This window comes from Bradyrhizobium sp. 62B (assembly GCF_030272265.2).
GTDB lineage: Bacteria > Pseudomonadota > Alphaproteobacteria > Rhizobiales > Xanthobacteraceae > Bradyrhizobium.
This window is the reverse complement of the sequence record NZ_CP092841.2, coordinates 6,632,491-6,657,238: the sequence shown is the minus strand read 5'-3', so window position 1 is coordinate 6,657,238 and position 24,748 is coordinate 6,632,491. Positions and strand designations below refer to the sequence as shown.

At 65.2% G+C, this 24,748-nt stretch carries 22 protein-coding genes; 10 read left to right on the top strand and 12 right to left on the bottom strand.

The genetic code is table 11. From position 1 onward, the window contains the following. The first annotated feature begins 99 nt into the window (after positions 1-99). On the top strand, positions 100-1,317 hold the full coding sequence (locus ML401_RS31920; protein WP_285808026.1) for an OpgC domain-containing protein: 1,218 nt from the start codon (positions 100-102) through the stop codon (positions 1,315-1,317). A 25-nt stretch (positions 1,318-1,342) separates the two neighbouring features. Further along, positions 1,343-1,831, top strand: a complete 489-nt coding sequence (locus ML401_RS31915; protein ID WP_212067822.1) for a DUF2059 domain-containing protein — start codon at positions 1,343-1,345, stop codon at positions 1,829-1,831. A 16-nt stretch (positions 1,832-1,847) separates the two neighbouring features. Here ML401_RS31915 and ML401_RS31910 read toward each other — a convergent pair whose 3' ends face one another. The 4 genes from ML401_RS31910 to ML401_RS31895 all read right to left on the bottom strand — a co-directional run bounded on the left by ML401_RS31910 (position 1,848) and on the right by ML401_RS31895 (position 8,241). Continuing rightward, complete coding sequence (locus ML401_RS31910; RefSeq protein WP_285808025.1) at positions 1,848-2,960, bottom strand: ABC transporter permease; 1,113 nt, start codon at positions 2,958-2,960, stop codon at positions 1,848-1,850. A 2-nt stretch (positions 2,961-2,962) separates the two neighbouring features. Continuing rightward, positions 2,963-5,725 carry a ribosome-associated ATPase/putative transporter RbbA gene (gene rbbA, locus ML401_RS31905; protein ID WP_285808024.1) on the bottom strand — a complete coding sequence of 921 codons (2,763 nt, stop codon included), beginning with the start codon at positions 5,723-5,725 and terminating at the stop codon, positions 2,963-2,965. Beyond that, complete coding sequence (locus ML401_RS31900; RefSeq protein WP_285808023.1) at positions 5,722-6,789, bottom strand: HlyD family secretion protein; 1,068 nt, start codon at positions 6,787-6,789, stop codon at positions 5,722-5,724. Before ML401_RS31900 ends, rbbA begins: the two co-directional genes overlap by 4 nt. A 246-nt stretch (positions 6,790-7,035) precedes the next feature. After that, a complete protein-coding gene (locus ML401_RS31895) occupies positions 7,036-8,241 on the bottom strand; it encodes an ABC transporter substrate-binding protein (RefSeq protein WP_194404546.1) in 1,206 nt (401 codons plus the stop codon). 166 nt (positions 8,242-8,407) lie between these two features. Between ML401_RS31895 and ML401_RS31890 the strand changes: the two genes are divergently transcribed. The 3 genes from ML401_RS31890 to ML401_RS31880 are packed head-to-tail and all read left to right on the top strand — an operon-like array spanning position 8,408 to position 11,863. Then, positions 8,408-9,175, top strand: coding sequence for a FadR/GntR family transcriptional regulator (locus tag ML401_RS31890; protein ID WP_211415805.1), 768 nt, complete (start codon positions 8,408-8,410; stop codon positions 9,173-9,175). Between the two features lie 54 nt (positions 9,176-9,229). Continuing rightward, a complete protein-coding gene (locus tag ML401_RS31885) occupies positions 9,230-10,840 on the top strand; it encodes an acyl-CoA synthetase (RefSeq protein WP_285808019.1) in 1,611 nt (536 codons plus the stop codon). A gap of 15 nt (positions 10,841-10,855) precedes the next feature. Further along, positions 10,856-11,863 carry an NAD(P)-dependent alcohol dehydrogenase gene (locus ML401_RS31880; RefSeq protein WP_285808018.1) on the top strand — a complete coding sequence of 336 codons (1,008 nt, stop codon included), beginning with the start codon at positions 10,856-10,858 and terminating at the stop codon, positions 11,861-11,863. Between the two features lie 55 nt (positions 11,864-11,918). On the opposite strand, the gene ML401_RS31875 is transcribed toward ML401_RS31880, so the two are convergent. Together ML401_RS31875 and ML401_RS31870 are read right to left on the bottom strand one after the other, a co-directional pair. Beyond that, positions 11,919-12,089 (bottom strand): helix-turn-helix domain-containing protein, encoded by a 171-nt coding sequence (locus ML401_RS31875; protein WP_376717325.1) that lies wholly within the window; start codon positions 12,087-12,089, stop codon positions 11,919-11,921. Between the two features lie 328 nt (positions 12,090-12,417). After that, the gene (locus ML401_RS31870; RefSeq protein WP_259217712.1) at positions 12,418-13,620 is read right to left on the bottom strand and encodes an MFS transporter; all 1,203 of its coding nucleotides are present in this window, start codon (positions 13,618-13,620) and stop codon (positions 12,418-12,420) included. A 174-nt stretch (positions 13,621-13,794) separates the two neighbouring features. Between ML401_RS31870 and ML401_RS31865 the strand changes: the two genes are divergently transcribed. The 4 genes from ML401_RS31865 (at position 13,795) to ML401_RS31850 (ending at position 18,239) form a co-directional block, all read left to right on the top strand. After that, a complete protein-coding gene (locus tag ML401_RS31865) occupies positions 13,795-14,598 on the top strand; it encodes an MBL fold metallo-hydrolase (RefSeq protein WP_211415809.1) in 804 nt (267 codons plus the stop codon). A 140-nt stretch (positions 14,599-14,738) separates the two neighbouring features. Then, a complete protein-coding gene (locus tag ML401_RS31860; protein ID WP_285808016.1) occupies positions 14,739-15,755 on the top strand; it encodes an alpha/beta fold hydrolase in 1,017 nt (338 codons plus the stop codon). A gap of 14 nt (positions 15,756-15,769) precedes the next feature. After that, on the top strand, positions 15,770-16,732 hold the full coding sequence (locus ML401_RS31855; protein ID WP_285808015.1) for a fatty acid desaturase: 963 nt from the start codon (positions 15,770-15,772) through the stop codon (positions 16,730-16,732). Between the two features lie 274 nt (positions 16,733-17,006). After that, entirely contained in the window at positions 17,007-18,239 is a 1,233-nt protein-coding gene (locus tag ML401_RS31850; RefSeq protein WP_211415812.1) for an EAL domain-containing protein, read from the top strand. Between the two features lie 55 nt (positions 18,240-18,294). Here the strand turns inward: ML401_RS31850 and ML401_RS31845 are convergent, their stop codons facing one another. Continuing rightward, positions 18,295-18,540: a hypothetical protein gene (locus ML401_RS31845; RefSeq protein WP_194404536.1), complete on the bottom strand. Its 246-nt coding sequence runs from the start codon at positions 18,538-18,540 to the stop codon at positions 18,295-18,297. A gap of 138 nt (positions 18,541-18,678) precedes the next feature. Next, complete coding sequence (locus ML401_RS31840) at positions 18,679-19,659, bottom strand: YafY family protein (RefSeq protein ID WP_211415813.1); 981 nt, start codon at positions 19,657-19,659, stop codon at positions 18,679-18,681. 88 nt (positions 19,660-19,747) lie between these two features. Between ML401_RS31840 and ML401_RS31835 the strand changes: the two genes are divergently transcribed. Further along, a complete protein-coding gene (locus ML401_RS31835) occupies positions 19,748-20,392 on the top strand; it encodes a glutathione S-transferase family protein (RefSeq protein ID WP_211415814.1) in 645 nt (214 codons plus the stop codon). 96 nt (positions 20,393-20,488) lie between these two features. On the opposite strand, the gene ML401_RS31830 is transcribed toward ML401_RS31835, so the two are convergent. The 4 genes from ML401_RS31830 to ML401_RS31815 form a co-directional block, all read right to left on the bottom strand. Continuing rightward, the gene (locus ML401_RS31830; protein ID WP_211415815.1) at positions 20,489-21,274 is read right to left on the bottom strand and encodes an enoyl-CoA hydratase/isomerase family protein; all 786 of its coding nucleotides are present in this window, start codon (positions 21,272-21,274) and stop codon (positions 20,489-20,491) included. Positions 21,275-21,287: 13 nt separating this feature from the next. Further along, entirely contained in the window at positions 21,288-22,394 is a 1,107-nt protein-coding gene (locus tag ML401_RS31825) for a cyclic nucleotide-gated ion channel (RefSeq protein ID WP_259217702.1), read from the bottom strand. Positions 22,395-22,555: 161 nt separating this feature from the next. Next, positions 22,556-22,774: a hypothetical protein gene (locus ML401_RS31820; protein WP_285808012.1), complete on the bottom strand. Its 219-nt coding sequence runs from the start codon at positions 22,772-22,774 to the stop codon at positions 22,556-22,558. Positions 22,775-23,024: 250 nt separating this feature from the next. Further along, positions 23,025-24,470: a TAXI family TRAP transporter solute-binding subunit gene (locus ML401_RS31815; protein WP_211415818.1), complete on the bottom strand. Its 1,446-nt coding sequence runs from the start codon at positions 24,468-24,470 to the stop codon at positions 23,025-23,027. Between the last annotated feature and the right edge of the window lie 278 nt (positions 24,471-24,748).

The following is a 24,748-nucleotide window of genomic DNA, read 5'->3' as shown; positions in this document are numbered from 1 at the left end:
GCCCCCGGCCGCAGGGCCAGGTGACTTTTGCGAGATTCTTTTTAGCATCCATTTTGCCGGCGCCGCGATGGCGCGACGCCCAGCGGGAGAGGCGGGGCCATGATCACTCGGGACCAGTCAGCTCTGTTGTCGCCGGTCGAGCGCGACCTGCGGCTCGATCTCTTCCGCGGCATCGGTCTGTGGATGATCTTCCTCGACCACATCCCGCAGGACGTCGTGGCCTGGCTGACGCTGCGCAATTACGGCTTCAGCGACGCTGCCGAGTTCTTCGTGTTCATCTCGGGCTACCTGGTCGGCTGGATCTACGGGCCTGTCGTCGCGGGCGGCTGGTTTCTCGCGGCCCTCAAGCGGCTGTGGCGGCGCGCGCTCGAATTGTATGTCGCCCACATCATGCTGTTCCTGCTGTTCACGGCGCAGATCGCACGAACCGTGCGCCGCTTCGACAATCCGATGTACGCGCACGAGTTCAACGTCTTCAATTTCCTGTCGCATCCGGACGAGCTGATCGGGCAGGCGATCGTGCTGAAATACAAGCCGGTCAATCTCGACGTGTTGCCGCTCTACATCGCGCTGGTGGTCGCCTCGCCTTTCGTCGTGTGGTGCCTGGTGCGCCGGCCCAACCTGACGCTTGCTGCGTCCGTCCTGCTCTACGTCCTGTCGCGCTGGTTCAACTGGAACATCGCCTCCTACCCGCCCGGCACGACCTGGTACTTCAACCCGTTCTGCTGGCAGCTGATGTTCGTGTTCGCGGCCTGGTGCGGCATCGGACAGATCGACACGATCGCCAAATGGGTCTGGTCGAGGACGGCGATGGTGCTGGCGGCGGCCTGGCTCGTCTTCGCCTTCCTCATCGTGATGACCTGGCACATCCATGCGCTCGAGGCCCTGATCCCGAAATGGATGATCAAGTCGATCTACCCGATCGACAAGACCGACCTCGACATGCTGCGCTTCACGCATTTTCTTGCATTGGCGATCTGGGTCACTCACCTCATCTCGCGCAAATGGCGCGCGCTGCATGGGGTCTGGCTGCGCCCGATCATCCTCTGCGGCCAGCACTCGCTGCCGATCTTCTGCCTCGGCGTCTTCCTGTCGTTCTCGGCGCACTGGATCCTGACGCAGTACAGCAGGGGCATCTGGGAGCAGCTCGCCGTCTCCGCCCTCGGCATCGTCATCATGATCGGCGCGGCCTGGCTGCTCGACCGGGCCAAGCGCGTGCCGAACCTGTTCGTGAAGGTGACCGAGGTCGAAGAGGACGAGGCAGCCCTGGACAGCGCGCCGGCGACGACCACCGCCGCCGCGCCCGCGGCGCATTGAGCATCGCCAGCCCACGGAGATATCCATGTCCAGACGCGTGTTGACCATCGCCGGCGTCCTCCTGCTCCTGGTCTGCGGCGCCTCGGCGCAAGCACCCGCACCCGAAGCGATGACCGCGGCGCGCAAGCTCGTCCTCACCTTGAGGATCGCGGACCAGTATCGCGCGCAGTTGCCGCAGCTCCTGCTCAGGCTCCGGCCGGTGGTCGCGCAGGACCGGCCGGAGATCGAGCGGGACTACGACGCGATGACGGCGCCCGGCTCCGAGGTCTACGCCCCGTTGCTGGCATCGATGATCGACCAGGTCGCGGCGCTCTACGCCCAGAGCTTCAGCGTGGACGAGTTGCGCCAGATCGAGGCGTTCTATGCCCAGCCGGCCGGAAAGAAGTTTTTGGAGAAGTCGGATGCGCTGGCGCAGGCGAGTGCGCAGATCGGCCAGGACGTCAGCCAGAAGGCCGCCGACGACTTGAAGCAGCGCCTGATCGAGGCGCTGCGCCAGAAAGGCCACAAGCTCTAAAGCCGCACCGCGCGTCTCACGCCAGAAATGCACGGAACCGGCGCAGCGCGATCACGAAGAAGACGCCGCCGATCACCGCGAGCGCGACGAGCTGCGGCCATACCGCCTCCAGGCCCGCGCCGCGGAACAGGATCGCCTGGGCGAGCATCACGAAATGCGTGTTGGGCGCCGCCAGCATGATGTCCTGGACGAATTGCGGCATGCTCTCCCGCGGCGTCATGCTGCCCGACAGGGTTTGCAGCGGCAGCAGGATCATGATCAGCAGCAGCCCGAATTGCGGCATCGAGCCGGCGACGGTGGCAAGAAAGATGCCCATGCTGGTGGTGGCAAACAGCTGCAGCGCGACGCCGACGAGGAACAGCGCCAGCGACCCGTCGATCGTGACTTGCAGCCATCCCTTGACCACGAAGGCGATCGACAGCGCGGAGGCGACCAGCACCACGGCGCCCATCGACCACACCTTGCTCACCATGATCTCCAGCGGCGTGACCGGCATCACCAGGAGGTGCTCGATCGTGCCGTGCTCGCGCTCGCGGATCAGCGCCGCGCCGGTCAGGATGATCGAGAGCATCGTGATCGAGGTGATCACGTGGTCGATGGCGCCGAACCAGGATTTCTTCAGCTCCGGATTGAAGCGCGCCCGCAGCGCGAGCTCGATCGGCACGGTCTGGGCATCGCGCGTGTGCGCCAGGAATTCTGCGATTTCCGCATTGACGATCTGCTCGATATAGCCGCCGCCGTTGAACGCCTGCGAGATTCGCGTTGCATCCACGTTGAGCTGGATGGTGGGCGATTTGCGGGCCAGGAGGTCTCGCTGGAAGTGGGGCGGGATGTCCAGCGCGAAGGTGTCGAGGCCGGCGTCCATCCTCCGGTCCATCTCGTATTGCGAGATCAGGCGCGGCTTGGAGAAATAGGGCGGCGTGAACGCCATCTCGATGCGGGTCGAGACCGGCGAATGGTCCTCGTCGACGATCGCGATCGCGGCGCGGTTCAACGTCTCCGGCAGCGCCTTGGCGCCGGCATAAACCGCCAGCGTGAAGGAATAGACGATCAGCACGAGCAGCATGGGGTCGCGGACGAGGCCGCGCAGTTCCTTGATGCCGAGCTGGAGCACGTTGTCGATGCGCATGATCAGCGGGCCTGTTTCTTCAGCAGCATCGCGCTGGCGATCACCAGGACGGGGACCATGATGGCGAGCATCAGGAGGTCGTTGTGCAGGGTGTCGAACGCCAGTCCCTTTGAGAAGGTGCCGCGCGAGATCGTGACGAAATAGGTGGTTGGGTAGAGCCGCCCGATCAGCGCGCCTGCTCCCTGCAGGGATGAAACCGGATCGATCAGCCCGGAATATTGGATGGCCGGAATCAGCGTGATCAGCACCGTGCCGAACAAGGCCGCGATCTGGCTGTTCATGAAGGCCGAGATCACCAGCCCCATGCCGGTCGTCGCCGTGACGTAGAGCAGCGCGGCGAGCGCGTAGGTCGGAAAGCTCCCGGTGAAGGGAACACGGAAGACCGCGAGGGCAAAGCCGACCAGGAGCAGGAAATTGCCGAACGCCAGCACGACAAAGGGCAGCTGCGTGCCGAGCAGGAATTCCAGCCGCGTCACCGGCGTCACGTAGAAATTGACGATCGAGCCGAGCTCCTTCTCGCGCACCACCGCAAGGGCGGCGAGCACCGCCGGAATCATGACCAGCAGCAGCGGGATAATGCCCGGCGCCATGGCGACGACGCTGATGACGTCAGGATTGTAGCGGTAGCGCAGCTGGAGCTGGTAGGCGCCGGCGATCGCCGCCTCGCCATAGAGCTCGCGGCCCTTCTGCGCGAGCCAGTTGGCGTGGATCGCCTGGACATAGGAGCGCAGCGTTTCGGCCCGCGTCGGATTGGCACCGTCGACCCAGGCGCCGATCTCGACATGGCGGCCGCGGCTGACGTCGCGGCCGAAGCCCGGCGGCAGCTCGATGGCGAGGCCGATCTCGCCGGCGCGCATGCGGCGGTCGAGATCGGCATAGTCGACGATCGGGGATTTCTCGGTGAAATAGCGCGAACCCGCGATCTGCAGGCTGTAGTCGCGGCTGATCGCACTGTCGTCGCGGTCGAGCACGGCGAAGGTCAGGTTCTCGACATCCATGCTGATGCCGTAGCCGAGCACGAACAGCAGCAGCACGCTGCCGAGAATCGCGAGCGTGGCGCGGATCGGATCGCGCCGCAGCTCGAGCGCCTCGCGCCGGGAATAGGCGAGCATGCGGGTCGGGTTGAAAGTCATGCTGCGCTTGCGCGGCGCGGCCGTTGTCTCGGCCGCCACGACCGGCGGCTGGCTGGCCGGCACCGTGGTGTCCGCGATCGCCTCTTCCAGGCAGGCGATGAAGGCCTGCTCCAGCGTCGCGGTGCCGCGCGCCGCCACGATCGCGGCCGGCGTGTCCGATGCAAGCACCTTGCCGGCATGCATCAGCGAAACCCGGTCGCAGCGCTCGGCCTCGTTCATGAAATGGGTCGAGACGAAGATGGTGACGTTGTCCTTGCGGGAGAGCTCGGCAAGGATCTGCCAGAAGCCGTCGCGGGCGACGGGGTCGACGCCGGAGGTCGGCTCGTCGAGAATCAGGATGTCGGGCGCGTGGATCATGGCGACCGCCAGCGACAGCCGCTGCCGCAGCCCGAGCGGCAGCGCATCGGGCAGGGAATCGGCGACCTCGGCGAGATCGAACCGGGCGATCATTTCGGCGATGCGCGGGGCGATGGTCTCCGCCGGCAGCTCGAACAGCCGCGCGTGCAGATCGAGATTTTGCGCGACGGTCAGCTCGGAATAGAGCGAGAAGCCCTGCGACATGTAACCGATGCGCCGCCGCACCGACATGTCGCCGGCATCGATCGTGTTGCCGAACAGCCGCGCGGTGCCTTCGCTCACAGGCAGGAGGCCGGTGAGCATCTTCATGGTCGTGGTCTTGCCACAGCCGTTGGAGCCGAGGAAGCCGAAGATCTCGCCCTTCCGGATGCGGAAGCTGACGTCGTCGACGGCGACGAAGCCGTTGAACCGCCGGGTCAAATGATCGGCCTCGATCGCGATCTCGTCATGGTCCGCGCTCCGCGGCGGGATCACGACGTCGGTATGGTTGCCGCGATCGGCTTCAGGCAAGAGGCGGATGAAGGCCTCATCGAGCGTATCGGCGCCAGTCTGCTGCTTGAGCTCGGTGGGCGTTCCGGTCGCCAGCACGCGGCCGGCATTCATCGCAATCAGGACGTCGAACTGAGCAGCCTCTTCCATGTAGGCGGTCGAGACGATCACGCTCATGCCGGGCCGGCCGGCGCGGATCGAGGCGATCAATTCCCAGAACTGGCGGCGCGACAGCGGATCGACGCCGGTGGTCGGCTCGTCCAGGATCAACAGCTCGGGATCGTGGATCAGCGCGCAGCACAGGCCGACCTTCTGCTTCATGCCGCCGGAGAGTTTTGCCGCCGGCCGGTCGGCGAAGGGCGTCAGCCCGGTGTCGCGCAGCAGGCCGGCGATCCGCCTGTTGCGTTCGGCCTTGTCGTGCCCGAACAGGCGGCCGAAGAAGTCGATGTTCTCGAACACCGACAGCGTCGGATACAGATTCTTGCCCAGACCCTGCGGCATGTAGGCGATGTCAGGGCACACGTTGCGGCGGTGGCGCGCGCTCGCCATGTCGCCGCCGAGCACCTGGATGCGTCCCTGCTGGATCGCGCGGGCTCCGGCGATCAGCGAGAGCAGGCTGGATTTGCCGACGCCGTCGGGGCCGATCAATCCGACCATGCAGCCGGACGACAGGTCGAGCGTGATGGAATCCAGCGCGCGGGTCTTGCCGTAGCTCAAGCCCACGCCGTCGAGATGCACCACGCTGCCGCGCCCGGCAGGCCGCTCGGCTGCGGCGGCCGTGCTCATCTCGTCAGCTTGATGTTGAGATTGCCGGGCCATTGCGCGGCTGGATCGAGCTGCACATAGGCCATGCCGGGCAGGCCGGTCTTCACATGCTCGATGTGCTGGCGCAGCAGCTCGGGCGCGATATGCGCCTTGATCCGGAACATCAGCTTCTGGCGTTCTTCCTCAGTCTCGACGGTCTTAGGCGTGAACTGCGCGACGTCGGCGACGAAGGTGGCCTTGGCGGGGATCACATATTGCGGGATGGCGTCGAGCACGAGCCGGACCTCGGCGCCGATTGCGACGCGGCCGGCGTCGGCCGTCGGCAGGAAGAACGTCATGTAGACGTCGCCGAGATCGACCATGTTGAGGATGCGGCCGCCGGCGGCGAGCACCTCGCCGGGCTGTGACACGCGATACTGCACCCGGCCGTCGCGCGGCGCCTTCAGCACGCTGTCGTCGAGGTCGGCGTTGATGCTCTCGATCGCGGCCTTCGCGGCGTCGACCGCGGCGCCGGCGTCGATCACCATGGCGCGGGCGGAGCTGATCGCGGCTTCCGATGCCGCGACCTGAGCGTGGGACGCGGCGAGCGCCGCTTTTGCGGTGGCGTTGGCGGAGCGGTCGTCGTCCAGGACCTGCTGCGACACCGCGCTCGTCTTGATCAATTGTTCGGAGCGATCGAGCTTGCGGCTCGTGCTGTCGAGCTGGGCGATGCGCTGGTCGACCACGGCTTCTGCGGCCTTGCGTTCGGCCTCGCGCTGGTTCACCAGGCTCTTTGCGGTTTCGACATTGATGGACGCGCGTTGCAACTGCGCCTCGGCCTGGCGGCGCTGCGCCTGCAACTGCTCGGTGTCCATGCGGGCCAGAACCTGGCCTGCGCGAACGAAGTCGCCTTCGCCCACGAGGATCTCGCGAATCCGTCCCGGCGTCTTGGTCGCGATGTCGATCTCGACCGCTTCGATGCGGCCGTTGCCGCGGGCGAAGCCCGCCGGCAGCGTGTTGGTATCGCGGTGCTGCCAATAGTAATAGCCGCCGCCGGCAACGAGGACGGCGATCGCGGCGATGACGCGACCCGAAGTGAAGTTCATTTGTTCAAAACGCCGTGAGGGCGGCGCCCACTGTTGAGACGTACGCCCGGCCGCTGATCGTGCGGCAGGGCGGCCTCAACATTGCAGCGATTTTTGCATCGCAACTTGATGCAGATCAGACGTAGGCGCGAAGCGTCTTTGCCTCTATTTTGGGCTGCGCGTCGTCATGCCGCTCGCCCGCCAAATTGGTCAAGCGGACGAGCGAGGCTTGCTGAACGGATTGCGATCGACTCGGTGCCGATCGGCTCATTTCACCAGCGGGCAGCCGCCATCTTTCAGCGGGCGGAATGCCTGGTCGGCAGGCACCTCGGCGAGCAGCTTGTAATAATCCCACGGTGCCTTCGATTCCTCCGGCTTCTTCACCTGGAACAGATACATGCTGTGCACCATGCGGCCGTCCTCGCGCAGCACGCCGTTGTCGGTGAAGGCGTCCTTCACAGGGAGCTCGCGCATCTTCGCCATCACCGTCTTGGTGTCCCTGGTGCCGGCGGCCTGCACGGCTTTCAGATAATGCAGCGTAGCGCTGTAGGTGGCGGCCTGGTTCATCGTCGGCATGCGCTTGACGCGCTCCATGAAGCGCTTGCCGAAGGCGCGGGTCTTGTCGTTGAGATCCCAGTAATACGCCTCGGTGATGATCAGCCCTTGCGCGAGCTTCAGCCCCAGACTGTGCACGTCGGAGATGAACATCACGATCGCGGCCAGGTTCTGGCCGCCGGCGACGATGCCGAACTCGCCGGCCTGCTTGATCGCGTTGATGGTGTCGCCGCCGCCGTTCGCGAGCCCGATGATCTTGGCCTTGGAGGCCTGGGCCTGGAGCAGGAACGAGGAGAAATCCGCCGTGTTGAGCGGATGCTTGACGCTGCCGAGCACCTTGCCGCCGGCGGCTTTCACGACGTCGCCGGTATCGCGCTCGACCGAATGACCGAACACGTAGTCGGCGGTGAGGAAGAACCAGGTGTCGCCCCCGTTCTTGACGATGGCGCTGCCGACGGTGTGGGCGTTGGCGTAGGTGTCGTAGGTCCAGTGCGCGGTATAGGGCGAGCAGGATTTTCCCGTGATGTCGGAGCTCGCCGCGTCCGTCACGATCATGATCTTCTCGTACTGCTTCGACAGCTCCATCACCGCGAGCGCGGTCGCCGAGGTCGGCAGGTCGATGATCATGTCGACGCCCTCGGTCTCCCACCATTTGCGGGCGATGGTGGAGGCGACGTCGGGCTTGTTGAGCACGTCGGCCGAAACCATGTCGATCGGCTTGCCGAACATCTGGCCGCCGAAATCCTCGATCGCCATTTTGGTCGCCTCGACATTCCCCATGCCGCCGATGTCGGAATAGACGGAGGAGAAGTCGGAGAGCACTCCAATCTTGAGCGGCGCCTGCTGGGCCGAGGCGGGAGCGATCAGGGCAGCCGACAGCAAGCCGGCCGCAGACACGAGGGCTGCGATAGGTCTCATGGGCACGTTTCCTCTTTGAGGGGGATTATTCTGTCCCTTTGTCCGACAAAGTTAGAGCCCGGTTCCAGAGGAGTCAATTTGTTGCGCGTGGGCTATATATGGCGCAATTTGACGCGTCTCCGGGTCGACCATATAGTTTGTCCGACAATCGCCATTGGAGGCCGATTTGCCTGTCGCGCCGCTCTTCCGACCGATCGATGTCGCGCCGGCCTATCAGAAGGTCGCCGACGCCATCGAACGCGAGATCGTCAACGGCCGGATCAAGCCCGGCGATCCCATCGGCACCGAGCACGATCTGGTCCGCCAGTTCGGCGTCAACCGCTCGACCATTCGTGAGGGCATCCGTGTGCTGGAGGAGGGCGGGTTGATCCGGCGCGATTCCTCGCGCCGCCTGCAAGCCTGCCTGCCGCGCTACAGCAAGCTCGCAAGCCGTCTCAGCCGCGCGCTGGTGCTGCACGAGGTGACGTTCCGCGAGCTCTACGAGGCCTCGATGACGCTGGAGGTCGCCAGCATCGAGGGTGCCGTGGAACGCGCGACCGACGCGAATCTCGCCGAGCTCGACGACAATCTCCTGCGCAGCGAAGCCGTGGTCGGCAATCCCGCGGCGCTTGCCGAATGCGACGCCGAATTCCACGTGCTGGTCGCAAAAGCCTCGCAGAACCGTGTGCTCCAGCTCGCGCGTGAGCCCGCGGCGCAATTGTTCTATCCGACCACCGAGATGATCGTGACAGGTGTCTCCGAAGGCGGCCCGCGCCTCGTTGCCGCGCATCGCCATCTGATTGATGCGATCCGCCGCCGCGACCGCGAGGCCGGCGTGCTGTGGACGCGCCGGCATCTGCAGGACTGGCGCCGCGGCTTCGAGAAGATCGCCTCGCTCGATCGCTCGGTCGAGCACATGTACATGGAGCACGCCCAGGCGGCCCGGCGCAGATAACGCAAGATTTCAAAGAAGAAATCCAACAAACAAAGACATCACACGGAGGGACACATGACCGAGACCGCAGCCACCATCTCGAAAGCGCGCGAGCATTCCATCGGCGATCTCCTGCGCCGCTCCGCGGGGCGAGAGCCGAACAAGCTGGCGCTGAGCTGCGGCGAGGTGAGCTGGACCTTCGCCGAGATGGACGCGATCTGCAACCGGCTCGGCCGCGGCCTGCTCGGGCTCGGCGCCAGCAAGGGCGACCGCATCGCGGTTCTCTCGCGCAATTCGCACGCTTTCGCCGCGTTGCGCTTTGCGGCGGCGCGGATCGGCGCGGTGCTGGTGCCGATCAACTTCATGCTCAATCCGGACGAGATCAATTTCATCCTGAAGAGCTCCGGGGCAAAGTTGCTCGCGACTGGTCCCGACTTCGTCGAGCCCGCGCGCGCAGCTAGCGCCAAGGACTGCGCGGTCGAGAAGATGATCTGGCTGCCGGGCGAGGACCCCGCGTCCGCGCCCGCGGGCCTCACCACCTTCGACGATCTTCTTCATGCCGACGCCTCGTTTCTCGCGGCGTCCGTGGACAGCCGTGATCTCGCCCAGATCGTCTACACCTCAGGCACGGAATCCCTGCCCAAGGGCGCGATGCTGACCCATGAAGCCGTGATGTGGCAGTATGTCAGCTGCATCATCGACGGTGGCATGAGCGCGGAGGACAAGTTCCTGCACGCGCTGCCGCTCTATCATTGCGCCCAGCTGGATGTGTTCCTCGGGCCGCAAGTCTATCTCGGCGCCTCCGGCGTGATCACGGGCAAGCCGACGGCCGACAACATCCTGGCGCTGATCCAGGCGCACAGGATCACGTCGTTCTTCGCGCCGCCGACGATCTGGATCGCGATGCTGCGCTCGCCGAACTTCGACAAGACCGATCTGTCGACCCTGCAGAAGGGCTATTACGGCGCCTCGATCATGCCGGTCGAGGTGCTGCTCGAACTGCAGCGCCGCCTGCCCGCCGTCAAATTCTGGAATTTCTACGGCCAGACCGAGATCGCGCCGCTCGCGACCGTGCTGCGGCCGGAGGACCAGCTCCGCAAGGCCGGCTCGGCCGGCAAGCCCGTGCTCAACGTCGAGACGCGCGTGGTCAACACGGCGATGGAAGACGTCAGGGTGGGCGAGGTCGGCGAGATCGTGCACCGCTCGCCGCATCTGCTGTCCGGCTATTACAACGATCCCGTGAAGACCGCGGCCGCGTTCTCGGGCGGCTGGTTTCACTCCGGCGATCTCGCCACCGTCGACGAGGAGGGCCACATCACCGTGGTCGACCGCGTCAAGGACATGATCAAGACCGGCGGCGAGAACGTCGCGAGCCGCGAGGTCGAGGAGATGGTCTATCGCATCCCCGCAGTCTCCGAGGTCGCCGTCGTCGGCCTGCCGGATCCGCGCTGGATCGAAGCGGTCACGGCGATCGTCGTGGTCAAGAGCGGCGAAAAGCTGGACGAAGAAGCCGTCATCAAGCACTGCGCCGGCCAGATGGCGCATTTCAAGGTGCCGAAGCGTGTCATCTTCGTGGACGCCTTGCCGAAGAATCCGAGCGGGAAGCTGCTCAAGCGCGAGCTGCGCCAGCGTTTCGTCGGCGGCGAGACGCTGGATAAGGCGGTGCAGAAGAGCTTTGGCACCTGAGACGGAGCGTTTCCCATGAAAGCCTGGCAGGTCGCGCGAGACTGGTCGATCGAGGGGATGGAACTGGCCGATCTGCCGGAGCCGACCCCCGGACCCGGCCAGATCGCGGTGCGGATCAAGGCGGCATCGCTCAATTATCGCGATCTGCTCACCGTGCAGGGCAAGGGCGGCGTCACCAGATTGCCGCTGATCCCGTTCTCGGATGGGGCAGGCGAGGTGATCGCCGCCAGTGAGGGCGTGACGCGCGTCGCGGTCGGCGATCGCGTCTGTCCAATGTTCTTCCAGTCCTGGATCGACGGGCAGGTTTCGACGGCCAGCCGCCGTTACGCGCTGGGCGGCACGCGGCCCGGCGTGCTGCAGGAGGTGATGGTGCTCGACGCCGAGGGCGTCTACCGCCTGCCCTCGCATCTGTCATTCACTGAGGCCGCGACGCTGCCCTGTGCCGGGCTCACAGCCTGGCGCGCACTGTTCGAAGAAGCACACGTGAAGCCCGGCGATACCGTGCTGGTGCAGGGCACCGGCGGCGTCTCGATCTTCGCGCTGCAATTCGCAAAGCTCGCCGGTGCAAGCGTGATCGTGACCTCGTCGAGCGACCACAAGCTCGAACGAGCCAGGGCGCTCGGCGCCGATCACACCATCAATTATCGTTCGGTGCCGGACTGGGGCAAGGCCGCAGCGGAGTGGACCGGGGGAGGCGTCGACCACGTCGTCGAAGTCGGCGGCAAGGACACCTTTGCGCAATCGCTCGAGGCGGCGCGTGTCGGCGGCACCATCCTGGTGATCGGCGTGCTCACGGGGTTCTCGCAGCAGATCGCGATCCCGAGCCTGTTCGCCAAGAACCTGCACGTCATCGGCCTCTCCGTCGGCAGCCGCCGCATGTTCGAGGGCATGACGGCCGCGATCGAACGCAACGCCATGAGGCCGGTGATCGACCGGGTGTTCAGCTTCGATGCCGTGCCGGACGCGCTGCGCCTGATGCAGCAGGGCGGCCATTTCGGCAAGATCGTGGTCGAGTTCGCCTGAAACGCTTTCGAGCGAAGTGGCTCCCGGTTCACGTCAAAACAACGCGCTAAAAGGTCTAGCCGGTCTCGCCGGAAAGCTTCCTGACATCGTCGGGTGTCTGCCCGAAGCGGCGGCGAAACGCGCGGTGGAAGTAGGAGACGTCGTGGAAACCCGCAAGATGCGCGATCTCGATGATCTTGCGGGTGCGCATGGCAGGATTTCGCAGCAGCCGCTCGGCGCGCAGCAAGCGCTGCTACAGCACGAAGCCGCTATAGGTGATGCCGGCCTGCTCGAACAGCAGCTGGACGGCGCGCGGGCTGGTCCGATGAGCGGCCGAAAGACCGGCGAGCGACAGCGCCGAAGGAGGCCGAGAGCCTGATACGGGGAAGAATCGAAGGCACTATGGTCCGGTGGACCCGCCCGTCGCCGACCGGTACGAAATCGACGTTCGCCACCTCACGACAGAACTGCTCGCGCCATCTTTGGTAGGCCGGACCATTCGGATTGCCCGCAGCCTTGCTTGTTGGCGCGTGTCGAAGACGGAGGCGTTACGCCGCGACCGTCGGCGCGCCAACTCAATACTTCTTCACCGTTGCTCCAAAGGCGAACCACAGTGCCATTGAGGCAAGGCCAAAGCCGCCGAGCAGCAGGAAGGTCGGCCCGTAGCCGATCCATTGCGCGATCCAGCCGCCGAGTGCGGGACTGAGGCTGGCGCCGACGCCTTGCACCGTGATCACGGCGCCCTGGCCGAGATTGATGCGGCCGGAGCCGTTGAGCGCGCGCGCGACCATGCCGGGCACCGCGACCGTCTGCAATCCGGTGCCGATGCCGTCGAGCACCTGCATCGGTACCACGCCCCACCATCCCGTGACGAAGAAGGCCAGCACGCCGCGGATGGGCAGGAACATGAAGGACACCAGGATGATCGGCCAGTAATTGCGCTTGCTCGCGGCCTTCATCGCAATCAGCGAGGTCACGACCATGACGCCTTGCGCGATCACCACGGTGGTGGCGACGAAGCTCGGGCCGTTGGCCTGGCCTTCGGCCACGGCCGCAAGCCCGTAGAGCGGCACGATGGCGGCATTGCCGAGATGGAAAAGGGCGAGCGCCAACGCCAGCACCAGCAGGGCCCGGTGCTTGAGCAGCATCGTGAACGCGTCCGGCGCGCTGTCGGGATCGTCCTCCTTGCAGCCGCGCGAGGCGCGATCGTCGATTGCCTTGGCCGGGATCATCATGACGCAGGCGATCGCGATGGCGCCGAACACCGCTGCGAGGACGAAGACGGCAAAGTAGCCGTACTTGTAGCCGAGATAGCCCGAGAGCGCGGCACCAACCATGTTGCCGGCGTGGTTGAACGCCTGGTTGCGTCCGTTGACCGCGTTGAAACCCTTCTGCTTGGCGATGCCGAGCGTGATGCCCGTCACCGCCGGCACGATGGCGGCGCTCGCCAGCGATTGCGCGACCTGGGAGAACGTCACCGCCCAGAAATTCTGCGAGATCAGGATGATCGCGGACGCAAGAACGACGCAGATGCCGGGAATGACGACCCAGAGCCGCTTGTTGCGGCTGGAATCGATGAAGCCGCCGATCGGCGTCGTGATCAGCATGCCCGCGACATTGCCGATCGTCAGCGCGGTGCCGATCAGCCCAGTCGCCCAGCCGCGCTCCTGAAGGAAGACGCCGACGAAAGGACCGATGCCCGACTGCATGTCGGCCATGAAGAAGTTGAGCGCGAACAGAGGCCAGAGGTGGGACCAGGAAGGAGGCCGCGATGTCATCGATACCCAAACATGTTCTTCGTGTGTCGTGGGCCTCGTGGCCAATCGTTCTGGTGTTGATCTGAACGTAACGGGTGCTTGCCGCGTTGGTTCCAGTCACTCCTCGAGGCTCAACGACCTTGCTGAAGGCTGGCTCGCAGTGTCATCCTGCGATCTTCCCACGGAGCTCGAACTATGCCTCTCTGGACCTGCGAAACCTGCGGCGCGCAATTCCCGAACGGCGGAAATCCCCCCGCCTCCTGCGTGATCTGCGAGGACGAGCGCCAGTTCGTGAACTGGAAAGGTCAGAGCTTTCTCACGCGCGAGGAGCTCGCGCGGGGGCACCGGCTGGTGGGACGGGACGATCTCGGCCTCACCGGCATCGGCCTGGAGCCGAGCTTCGCGATCGGGCAGCGCGCGCTGCTGGTGCCCCAGGGCGACGGCTGCGTGATGTGGGATTGCATTCCGCTCGCAGCCGATGAAGCCATCCCATTCGTCGCCGCACTCGGCGGACTGAAGGCGATCGCGATCTCGCATCCGCACTATTACGGCGCGGCCGCGGACTGGAGCGACACCTTTGGGGGCGTGCCGGTCTATCTGCATGCCGACGATCGCGCTTTCGTCACCCGGCCGCATTCTGCGATCGTGCACTGGACCGGCGAAAGCCATCGCATCTCCGACGACTTGCTGCTGCTGCGCACAGGCGGTCATTTTGCCGGCGCCACCGTGCTGCATCATGCGCGTGGTGCGGACGGCAGGGGCGCGTTGCTCACCGGCGACATCGCACAGGTGACGATGGACCGCCGCTTCGTCAGCTTCATGTACTCCTACCCCAACTACATGCCGCTCAATGCCGCCGCGGTGCGGCGGATCGCGGCTGCCGTCGAGCCGCTCGCCTTCGATCGCATCTATGGCGCGTGGTGGGGGCGCAACATCGCTGGCGGAGCCAAGGCCGCCTTCGCGGCGTCGGTTGCGCGCTATCTGGCGGCCATCGCCTGAGCCGGATTCATCTTGCCGGCCCCAAATAACTGTACTATAAGTACAGTTATTAGCTGCGATGACGCAGAGGCGGGCCCGGCATGATCGATGCATCATGGAAGCCGCGGCGCTCTGCGGCCGCGTGAGCGGGAGTTGGACGCATGGCGGGGTTGTACGATTACGAGATTTTCGACGCCGGCGATGTCACGCTGCAATCGGGCGCCGTCTTCCCTTCGCTGACGCTCGCCTACAAGACCTATGGCACGCTCAGCCCGGCAAAAGACAACGTCATCCTCTATCCGACCTCGTTCAGCGCGCAGCATACCGACACCGAATGGCTGATCGGGCCGGACGGCGTGCTCGACCCAACGCGCTACTTCATCATCATCCCGAACCTCTTCGGCAACGGCCTGTCGTCCTCGCCGTCGAATACCGCGGCGCCATTCCCCGCGGTGACCTATCACGATGCGATCGCCGTCCAATACCGGCTCCTCACCGAGCGCTTCGGCATTTCGAAGCTTGCGCTCGTCTACGGCTGGTCGATGGGCGGCATGCAGGCCTACCACTGGGCCGCGCTGCATCCCGACATGGTCGAACGGGCCGCCGTGGTCTGCGGCGTCGCGCGCTGCGCGCCTTACAACTACGTCTTCCTGGAAAGCGTGAAGGCCGCGCTATCAGCCGATCCCGCTTTCCGCGAGGGCCGCTTCGCCGAGAAGCCGCTCGCCGGCTATCGCGCCATGGGGCGCGTCTATGCCGGCTGGGCGATGTCGCACGGCTTCTATCGCGACGAGCTCTGGCGCGAGGCCGGCTTCACTTCGCTGGAGGATTATCTCGTCCGCACCTGGGACGCGACGTTCGCCCGGCGCGATGCCAATGATCTTCTGGCGCAGATCGGCATCTGGCAGAACGGCGACATCAGCCGCTGTGAAGCATTCGGTGGCGATCTCGATCGCGCGTTGGCGGCGATCAAGGCGCACATGCTGCTGATGCCGGGCGCGACCGATCGCTATTTCGACGTTCGCGACAACGAGGACGAACTCGGCCGGCTGGTGAACGCCAGATCCGCCGTGCTGCATCCGATCCCGTCGCTGCATGGCCATCGCGCCGGCAATCCGGTGGGCAATCCGCGCGACCAGGCCTTCATCAAGGCCGAGGTCGCATCACTCCTCGACAAATAGAGCAGCATCCGATCATGACCGACGCGACCGTCTCAGAGCCCGGCCACCGCCTGAAGCCGCTGACGCCCGCGATGCTGCGCCAACTGTCGGCCCGCTCCGATCTCAGGGGCGCCGCGCAGAGCCTCGGCCACTATGGCGCGATCGCGCTGCTGGGTGCGCTGATCTGGAAGGTTTCCTCGACATGGGGCGTGCTCTGGGCCCTGCCGTTGATGGCTGTGCAGGGCTATGTCGTCGCCTTCCTGTTCATGGCGGTGCACGAGACCGCGCACAAGACCGCGTTCAAAAGCCGCGGCCTCAATCTCGCTGTGGGCTATCTCTCGGCCTTCATCATCGGATTGCCTTACGAATATTACTGCCTGTTTCACTGGGACCATCACCGCTACACCCAGGATCCGGACAAGGATCCCGAGCTGATCGTCGGGGTGAAACCGGCATCCGACACGCAGCTCGCGGTGGCCTATAGCGGTCTGCTCCAGGTCGCAGGCCGTCTCCGGCTGATGCTCGGCCATTCGATCACCGGCAACGTCACCGTGCCCTGGATCCCCGAGAGCAAGCGCGCCGTCATCGTGCGCGAGGCGCGTGCCTATGCCGCGCTCTACGTCCTGCTGCTCGCGCTGTCGCTGTGGTTCTCCTCAGCGCTGCTGCTCTGGGTTTGGATCGTCCCGCTCGTGATCGGGCAGTTCTTCTTGCGGCCCTATCTCTATGCCGAGCACACCGGCTGCGAGCGCACGCGCAGCGCTTTTGAGAACACGCGCACCACCTACACCGGCGCGGTCGTCAAATGGTTCGCGTGGAACATGCCCTACCATGTCGAGCACCACGCCCATCCGTCGATCCCGTTTCACGCACTGCCGAAGCTGAACGCAATCGTCGACGGCGAGATTGTCCATCGCGGCCACGGCTACATCAGGACGACGCGCGAGACCTGGGCCTGGTTTCGCCGGCAGCTGCAGGCAGCGCAGGCGAACGAGCGTTGATGAAGGCTCCGTAGCCCGTTGTGCATTTGCCGGCTTCCGATAGGGAGCTTTACGACGTGTTCATTGCACTTGCGCATGCCGTGGAAGATTCAGATGCCGCTCGCACGCGCGGCGAATAATTCCGATGAAAATCAATGACTTGAATGCCCTGGGGAACGTGCCTAACGAATCCTTCCGGATCGGGAAAGTTTTAGCCGTCTTGTATTCATAACCAGGCGAGGCCGCTGCTCTAAGCGTTGAAGTCATCAACGCCGCCGGTGTCTGGAGATTGGTGATGAGTGCGACGAGAGGCCGTCTTCTGGTGGTCGACGACGATCTGGTGCAGCGGGTTCTGATCGGCAAGATCGGGGCGAAGCTCGGCTACGAGACGGTCGTTGCGTCCTCCTACGAGGCCGCAACCGAGCTTCTGGCACGCGAGGCTTTCGAGATCATGGCGCTCGATCTGTCGCTCGGCGGTCGTGACGGGGTGGAGCTGCTGCGCTACGTCGCGGAAGCCGGCCTTCGCGCGATGTCGATCGTGATCATCAGCGGCTGCGATGATCGTGTCATGAAGGCCACGCGACGGGTCGCGAACGGATTGAAGCTGTCGGTCGGCGGATGCCTGACCAAGCCGCTCGATCTGAATCGCCTGCGCAGCGCCCTGGAATTGCCGCGGCGCGCGCCGCTGGCCGCGACATCCGCCGCGCCGCAGCTCCGGATCACGCCGGAGCGAATCATGCGGGGCCTTGCCGACCGCGAATTCTTCGTTGAGTTTCAGCCGAAGATCGCGCTCGAGAGCGGAAGGGTCGTCGGCGCCGAGGCACTGGCACGCTGGCGCACCGCCGAATTCGGCATGGTCTCGCCCATGATCTTCATTCCGATCGCCGAGGAAGCCGGCCTCATGCGCGAGGTGACCGATTGCATCCTGTCATCGGCGATGTCGCAGGGCCGCAAGCTGATCGAGCGCAATCCCGGTTTCACCATCGCCGTCAACATCTCGGGTTCGCTGATGTCGGATCTGGCCTTGCCCGACCGGATCGAGGAGATCCTGGGCCGCGAAAATATCTCTCCCTCCTCGCTGACGGTGGAGATCACCGAGACCACTGCGATGGCCGACGTCGACCGTGCCAACGACATTCTGGTGCGGCTACGGATCAAGAAGATCGGCACGGCGATCGACGATTTCGGCACCGGCTATTCGTCGCTTGCCGCCTTGGTGCGGCTTCCGTTCAGCGAGCTGAAGATCGACCAGTCCTTCATCAAGGGCTGCGAATCCGACGACGACATGATGAAGATCGTCGATGCCTCCGTGGCGCTTGCGAAGGCGTTCAACATGAAAGTGGTGGCCGAGGGCGTCGAAAACCCGGAGGTGCTCGAAATCATCCGCGGGATCGGTTGCGATGTCGCCCAGGGGTTCCTGTTTGCGCCCTCGCTGCGGCGTGCGCGCGCCGAACGATGGATCTCCGAGCACAACGCCCTGGCGGACGAGCGTGCCGCCTCTGCAATACCGACTGCGCTCGCAAGTTGAGACGGCGAGCCCCGGTCGCGGAGCGACCGGGGCTGCGTCAACGATACAGGCGGGCTCAGTAGATCCCGTAGGCGCAGACATTCACGACGCGCACGCGCAGGCCATGGCGGGTCTGGACGACGCGCTCCTGGTAGCAGTTGCTGACGCCGGTGTTGACGTAGACGCCGCCAAAGCCAAAGCCCGGACCCCAGCCGTGATGCCAGTGCGGGTGGATGCCGTGGGCCGAGGCGGCGGTCGGCGCGAGAGCGGCAGCGCCGAGCGAACCGGCGGCGATCAGACCAAGAGCAAGCTTACGAAACATTTTCATTCTCCAGTATGGCGCGAAGGCCGTTGTTGTGTCCCTGCATCTCGGTCGGGCCGAGATGGGATTGCGTTCACGCGTGATGGTGAGAATCGTGTTTCAGGATTGTTTCGTGGCTTGCGGCGGAATGTGCCGTCGTCATGTTTTCCGCGCCGTGCGATAGCGCGCGGCCATTGCCTGCGTCATCTCCACCATCTTGTCGCGGAGATCGGCGGGCTCCAGCACCTCGGCCTCGGGGCCGAGCCGTAACAATTCGGCTGCGGCGTGCCAGGATGTCTTGCCGACAGGCACGCGCGCGATGCGCCAGCCGTCGGCATCGATGGTCTCCTCAAGCTGCGTGCGCGCCTTGACGTAGGGTTGGCTCAGCGCGTCGAGCAGCTTGACGCCGAACGGCGACAGCCGCACCACCGCGACATTGGGATGCATCTCGGCCTCAAGGCGAAGCGTCGCGGCCTGCCAATAGGCGGCGAGATCGAAATTGGCGGGACGTTCGAAGCGATCGTCGAGAGGCGTGCAGTCGAGCACGCGCGCGACGCGATAGGTGCGCACGCTGGCATCGACCTGGCCTGCGAGGTACCAGCTCCCGCCCTTCAGCACGAGGCCGAGCGGCGCGAGGCGGCGCCGCTTCTCGGACCGCCAGCTCTGGTAGCGGATCTTGATCAGTGTCCCCTGCAGCAGCGCGCCGGCGATCGTGCGCAGATGCTCCGGCTCTTCCGTCTCACCGAACCAGCCGGGCGCGTCCAGATGAAACCGCTCCTGCATCCGGCTGGCATCCTGACGCAGGTGGACGGGCAGCGCCGCCATCAGCTTGTTCTGTGCGGCGATCATCGCGGCATCGAGCCCGAGCGCCGCGGCGGGGCCCGGGAGCCCTGCGAGGAACAGCGCGCCAGCCTCGCTCTGCGACAGGCCGTTCAGGCGCACGCGATAGCCGTCGAGCAGGCGATAACCGCCCTCCGCGCCGCGGTCGGCATAGACAGGTACGCCGGATGCCGCCAGCGCGTCGATGTCGCGATAGATCGTGCGCACCGAGACCTCGCAGGCCTCCGCAAGCTCGGGCGCGGTGACTTGGCCCCTGGCCTGGAGGGTGGTGAGGATCGACAACATCCGGCTCGCGCGCATGATTTCCTTAAACCATACCTGACACAGGATGTCAGGTATGGTCGCGTAGAGCTAGGGCCTCGCCCGACGGCGCCCCAGGAGACTTGCCATGACCGATCCGAACCGCATCACCCTGTATTATTCACCCCAAAGCCGTGCCACCGGCACGCGGGTGCTGCTCGAGGAGCTGGGCGCGCCCTACGACCTCCACGTCCTCAACATGAAGGCCGGCGAGCAGCGCCAGCCCGCCTATCTCGCCATCAATCCGCTCGGCAAGGTCCCGGCGATCCGCCACCGCGAGGCGCTCGTGACCGAGCAGGTCGCGATCACCATCTATCTCGCCGACCTCTTCCCGCAGGCCGGTCTGACGCCCGCGCTGAACGATCCCTTGCGCGGTCCTTACCTGCGCTGGATCGCCTATTACGGCTCATCCTTCGAGCCGGCGCTGATCGACAAGTTCATGCAGCGCGAGCCGGCGCCGATCACGCAGTCGCCCTATGCGGATTACGACACCATGCTCGGTGCGCTCGAAGCGCAGCTGTCGAAGGGACCGTACCTGCTCGGCGAGCGCATGACGGCCGCCGACGTGTTGTGGGGCGTCGCGTTCAGCTGGACCATGATGTTCGGCATCGTGCCGAAGAAGGACGTCTTCGTCCGCTATGCCGAGCGCATGACCGCGCGGCCCGCCTACCAGCGCATCAACGCGGCGGATGACGAGATGGCTGCGGAGCATGCCAAGGCGGTCGGAGGCTGAGGGCGCGCGCGCCTCACATTCAGTGTCGTCCCGGAAAAGCGTAAGCGCAGACCCGGGACCCGTAACCACAGGGTGGTGTTTTGCGAAGACTCGGAGCTAAAACTTCGGCGCTCTCTTCTCCGCAAACGCCTTGATGCCTTCCTTGATCTCGTCGCCGCGCATGCTGTCGCGGTGGCGCTGGTCGGCGGCGCGATCATCGAGCTCGCCGCGGGCGAATTCGTTGATTGCGCGCTTCATGCCGCGCATGGCCTGCGGCGCGTTGCCGGCGAGGATGCCGGCGAGTCTGTCGACCTCCTCGTCGAGCGTCTCTTCCGGCACCATGGCGGTCAGGTAGCCGATGCGCAGCATCTCCGGCGCGCTGATCTTTTGCGCGGTCAGGAACAGCCTTTTCGCATTGTCGAGGCCGAGCCGTGTGACGTAGCGCTTGATGCCGCTCGGGTAATAATGCAGCCCGAGTCGCGCCGCCGGCATGAACATCTCGGCGGTGTCGACGCCGATCCGGAAATCGCAGGCGAGTGCGAGATCGGTCGAGCCGCCATAGACGCCGCCGTTGAGCCGGCAGATCGTTGGCACGCCGAGATCCTCCAGCCGGTTGACGACGACCTCGAAGGCGGAGCCCGCGCTCTGCTGCTCGTTTGCGCTGACGGCGCGCTCGGCGACCGAGTTGAGGTCATACCCCGCGGAGAAGGCGCGCCCGGTGCCGGTCAACACCAGCACGCGGATGGCCGGATCAGCCTCGACCAGGTCGAACAGCCTGACGAGCTCGCCGAGGTCTTCCGCCTGGAGCCGGTTGAGATGCTTGGGACGGTTGAGGCGGATGGTGGCGCGCGCGCCGTCGCGTTCGAGCAGGGGGCTGGTCGCCGCGTCGGTGATATCCGACATTCTTGTCTCCATTCTACTTGTTTTCGAGCGCGCGGCGTTTCGCCTCGGCATCGATGGTCTCGGCGAGATCCGGGTGCCGTGCCATCAGCACGCGGAAGTCGACGAGGTCGAGTACCAGAAGCCGCGACACTTTCGTGGTCGAAACGTTGGCGCCGCGCTTGTTGTTGCCGAGCAGCGCCATCTCGCCGAAGAAGGCGCCTTCGCCGAGCTGAACCTTCTTGCCGGGAAGGTCGACCTCGACCTCGCCCGCGGCGATGAAATACATGCAATCGCCCTGCGCCCCTTTGTGGATGATCATGGTGCGCGCCGGCAGCTCCATGGTCCGCAGCATGTGGGTGACGTCGGCAATCGCGGCGGGGCCGAGCGCCGCGAAGAAGGGCACCTTGCTGACGGCCTCCCAGGTCTTGAGGAAATTGTCGCGCCGCGTCTCGGCGGCAAATCCGGTCGCCAGGATACCGGTCCAGAGGCCGAACACACCGAGGCCGGAGATCATCACCGCGGCCGCCACCAGCCGCCCCAGCGGCGTGACCGGCACGGCATCGCCATAGCCCGTGGTCGTGAGTGTGACGACCGCCCACCACAGCGCCGCGGGGACGCTGCCGAAGGTCTGCGGCTGCACGTCCCGCTCCAGGAAATATTCGGCGACGGAGGCGAGGAAGACCACCATCAGGAAGATCACGAGCACGCTGAGCAGGGGCCCCGATTCCAGCACCAGCACGCGGCGAAGCTGTCGCAGGCCCGGAATGCCCGGCACCACCTTGAGCACCCAGAGCACGCTGAGCAGCCAGGCCGTCCTGGGCTCGACGCCGAGAACCAGCGCGACCGGCACCGCCAGGGCCCCGATCGCGTCGACCAGCCCGGCAGAAGAGGACATGTACAGCGAAAGCCGCCCTTGCTGCGTCATATGACGCAGCCGGACCAGCCATTCGAATACGAAATAGGCGAGGCAGGTCCAGAGCAGAGCGCTGATCCAGTCGTGCGCCTCATGGGCCCGCTTGTCCGACAGCAGCACCATGCTGAGCACGCCGATGCTCACCGCGACATAGGCCGCCTTGGTCATGTTGCGGCCGGCCGTGGCGGCCGCAAACTGGGCCAGAGCGGAAATCAACGGCTTGGACATGCGGGAAGGCGGCTCGGTCTTTGGGACAGGTCTTCGGGGTCCCGGCTGGGACGTCGGCGCCAAAGTGCCCGCCTGGGCGGGGGCCGTCAACGACGGGGGCAGGCCATGTGATCGGCGCTGCAGCGACGGGCTCCGCTGTGCCGCCGTCGCCGGCGGGGCGTCTACCTGAAATGCGGCGGCTCGTCGTAACCGCGGCGGCTGCTGAAGAACAGCAGCACCATCAGCCCAATGCCGACGACGATGGAAAACCCCGCGCCCAGCGCCAGCGCCACGTAGCCTTCCGTCGGGATCGGGTCACCTTCAACCGTCATTGCGGAATAGGCGAAATAGCCGGCCGCCGCCAGCATTCCCAGCAGGAGGATGATGAGGAGTGCACGCATGCTGCGGTCTCCGGTTGCAATCGCGAACCAACGGTTGCAGATCGCAGCGGTTCCAGACGGCCGATATCGCTGGGCTGGCGGCCCAACCCAGTCTGATGCCCCGGACGCAGCGCAGCACGCAGTGTTGCGCTGCAGAGCCGGGGCCCAGCGGCACATACTGCGGCTCCTGGGTCCCAGTTCAGCGCTGCAACGTCTTGGGCGGTGCAACCTGTTCGGGACAAGAGAGTTGTGGGCGGCCCGACCGCGCTTCTCAGGCGCTCTGGGCAGTCTTCACCACCACGACATTGCTGTCGTCATGCTGGGCAGGGCCCGCGCCCTGCGGCGTCTTCTCGGTCTCGTTGGCATGACGCTTCAGATAATCGCGGCGCATGCCGATCTCGTCGCGGACGAACTCGTAGCCGAGCTTGAAAGTGTCGAGCCCGTCGGTGCTGATCGTGCCGTCTCGTAGGCCGATGACGGCGCCGCGCAAAATGCCCTCGAGTTCGTCCTGAAGACATTCGAGCTGATCCAGAGAGTGGGCGTGCTCGATCCGCTCGCCGATGTCGAGGATGGCGGTGGAGAGCTCGCTGGCCTTCTCCGGCGCAATGCGCGTGATCTTGGCGTAGATCGCGGCGAAGATCGAACCGATGACGCTGAGCGCGGCGGCGCCCAGATACATCAGGTCGCTGTACTTATCCATGAACGACTTGGTGTCGTCGTTGATGTAGTCGGCCGCCCCCTGGTGCGCCATCACGAAGGCGTCCTTCTCGGTCGAGGCCGGCTCAATTCTGGTGGCAAAGCTGTTGTCGAGCCCGAGTGCGGATTTGTTCTCGTAAACGGTGCGTGCGAGTTCGCCGGCCGTGGTGGGGGACATCCTGGATTGCGCGACCAGCAGCCATTCCAGGCCGATCGTGTCGAGGTCGTCGTCGGGAATTTGCGGCGAGGTCGACAGCGTGCCTGCCGTCAGCGTCTCGCTGGAAATGCCGGGAAGCCTGCGCGCCAGCGCCTTGGCCTCGTCGATCGCGTTGAGCGTGAAGCCGCCGCGCTTGGCGAGTTGCTCATAGGCCTTGTCGCGCACCGCCCGGGAGGCATGGACGATGGCGATGACCGCGCCGAAGCCGTTTGACGGTGCGAACAGCTTGTCGAGCGTTGCGCCCTGCGGCGCCATCTGGATCTTCGCGGCATCAGGACCGTCGGGGATGTCGAGGATGCTGCGGACGAAGGCGAGGGAGGATTCGCTCTCGGCGAGAACGGCGACCTTCTTCTTCTTCAGTTCGGCGATCGATTTGATCTTCTTGTTGCCGGGGCCCAGCAGCAGCACGAGATCGTGCTCGAGGATCGCGAGCGTGCGTGCCCGCAGCGGGACCTTGGCGTCGGTGCGCAGGACCGCGAGGTCGGCCTGCTTGCGGTCGAACTGCGCGAGCGCCTTGGCGTTATCGGCGTTGTTGACGATCTTGATCCGGAAGCGCGAGGCGTTGGACTTCAGCACGGCGGCGAGCTTGGCGGCGAACAGCGCCTCGTCGCTGTTGGGAGCGCCGACGGCAAAGGTCAGCGTTTCCGAATTGTGCAGCATGGCGCGGCCGCCCCAGACGGTGGCGAGCGACAACAGCAGGGTCAGCACGACGTAGAGGAAGACCTGCTGCTGATTGGTCTTGATCACCTTGGAGCGCCGGGGCGGCGGCTCGATGAGTGACGAATCCGGGCCTTCAGTACTCATGGCAGCACTCTGGCCTTATTCTCGGGTGGCGGGCGGCTTGCGGATGCGATCGCGCGGAGCGCCCTGAAATTCGTAAAGGTCTGAAAAAAGAACGATATTCTCTATCCGGAATGATAGCGCGAAGGTCACGGAATGCAAATTCCGAGCCGATGGTAAGCTTACGCGACACATCCGCGGCGATTGGTCATCCTATCACCAGTTAGCCACACTTGGCGATTTTCCGGTTCCCCCCGGCTGCATTCCGCCGCGGGAGATGTCATAAATCGCGCGTCCCGGCG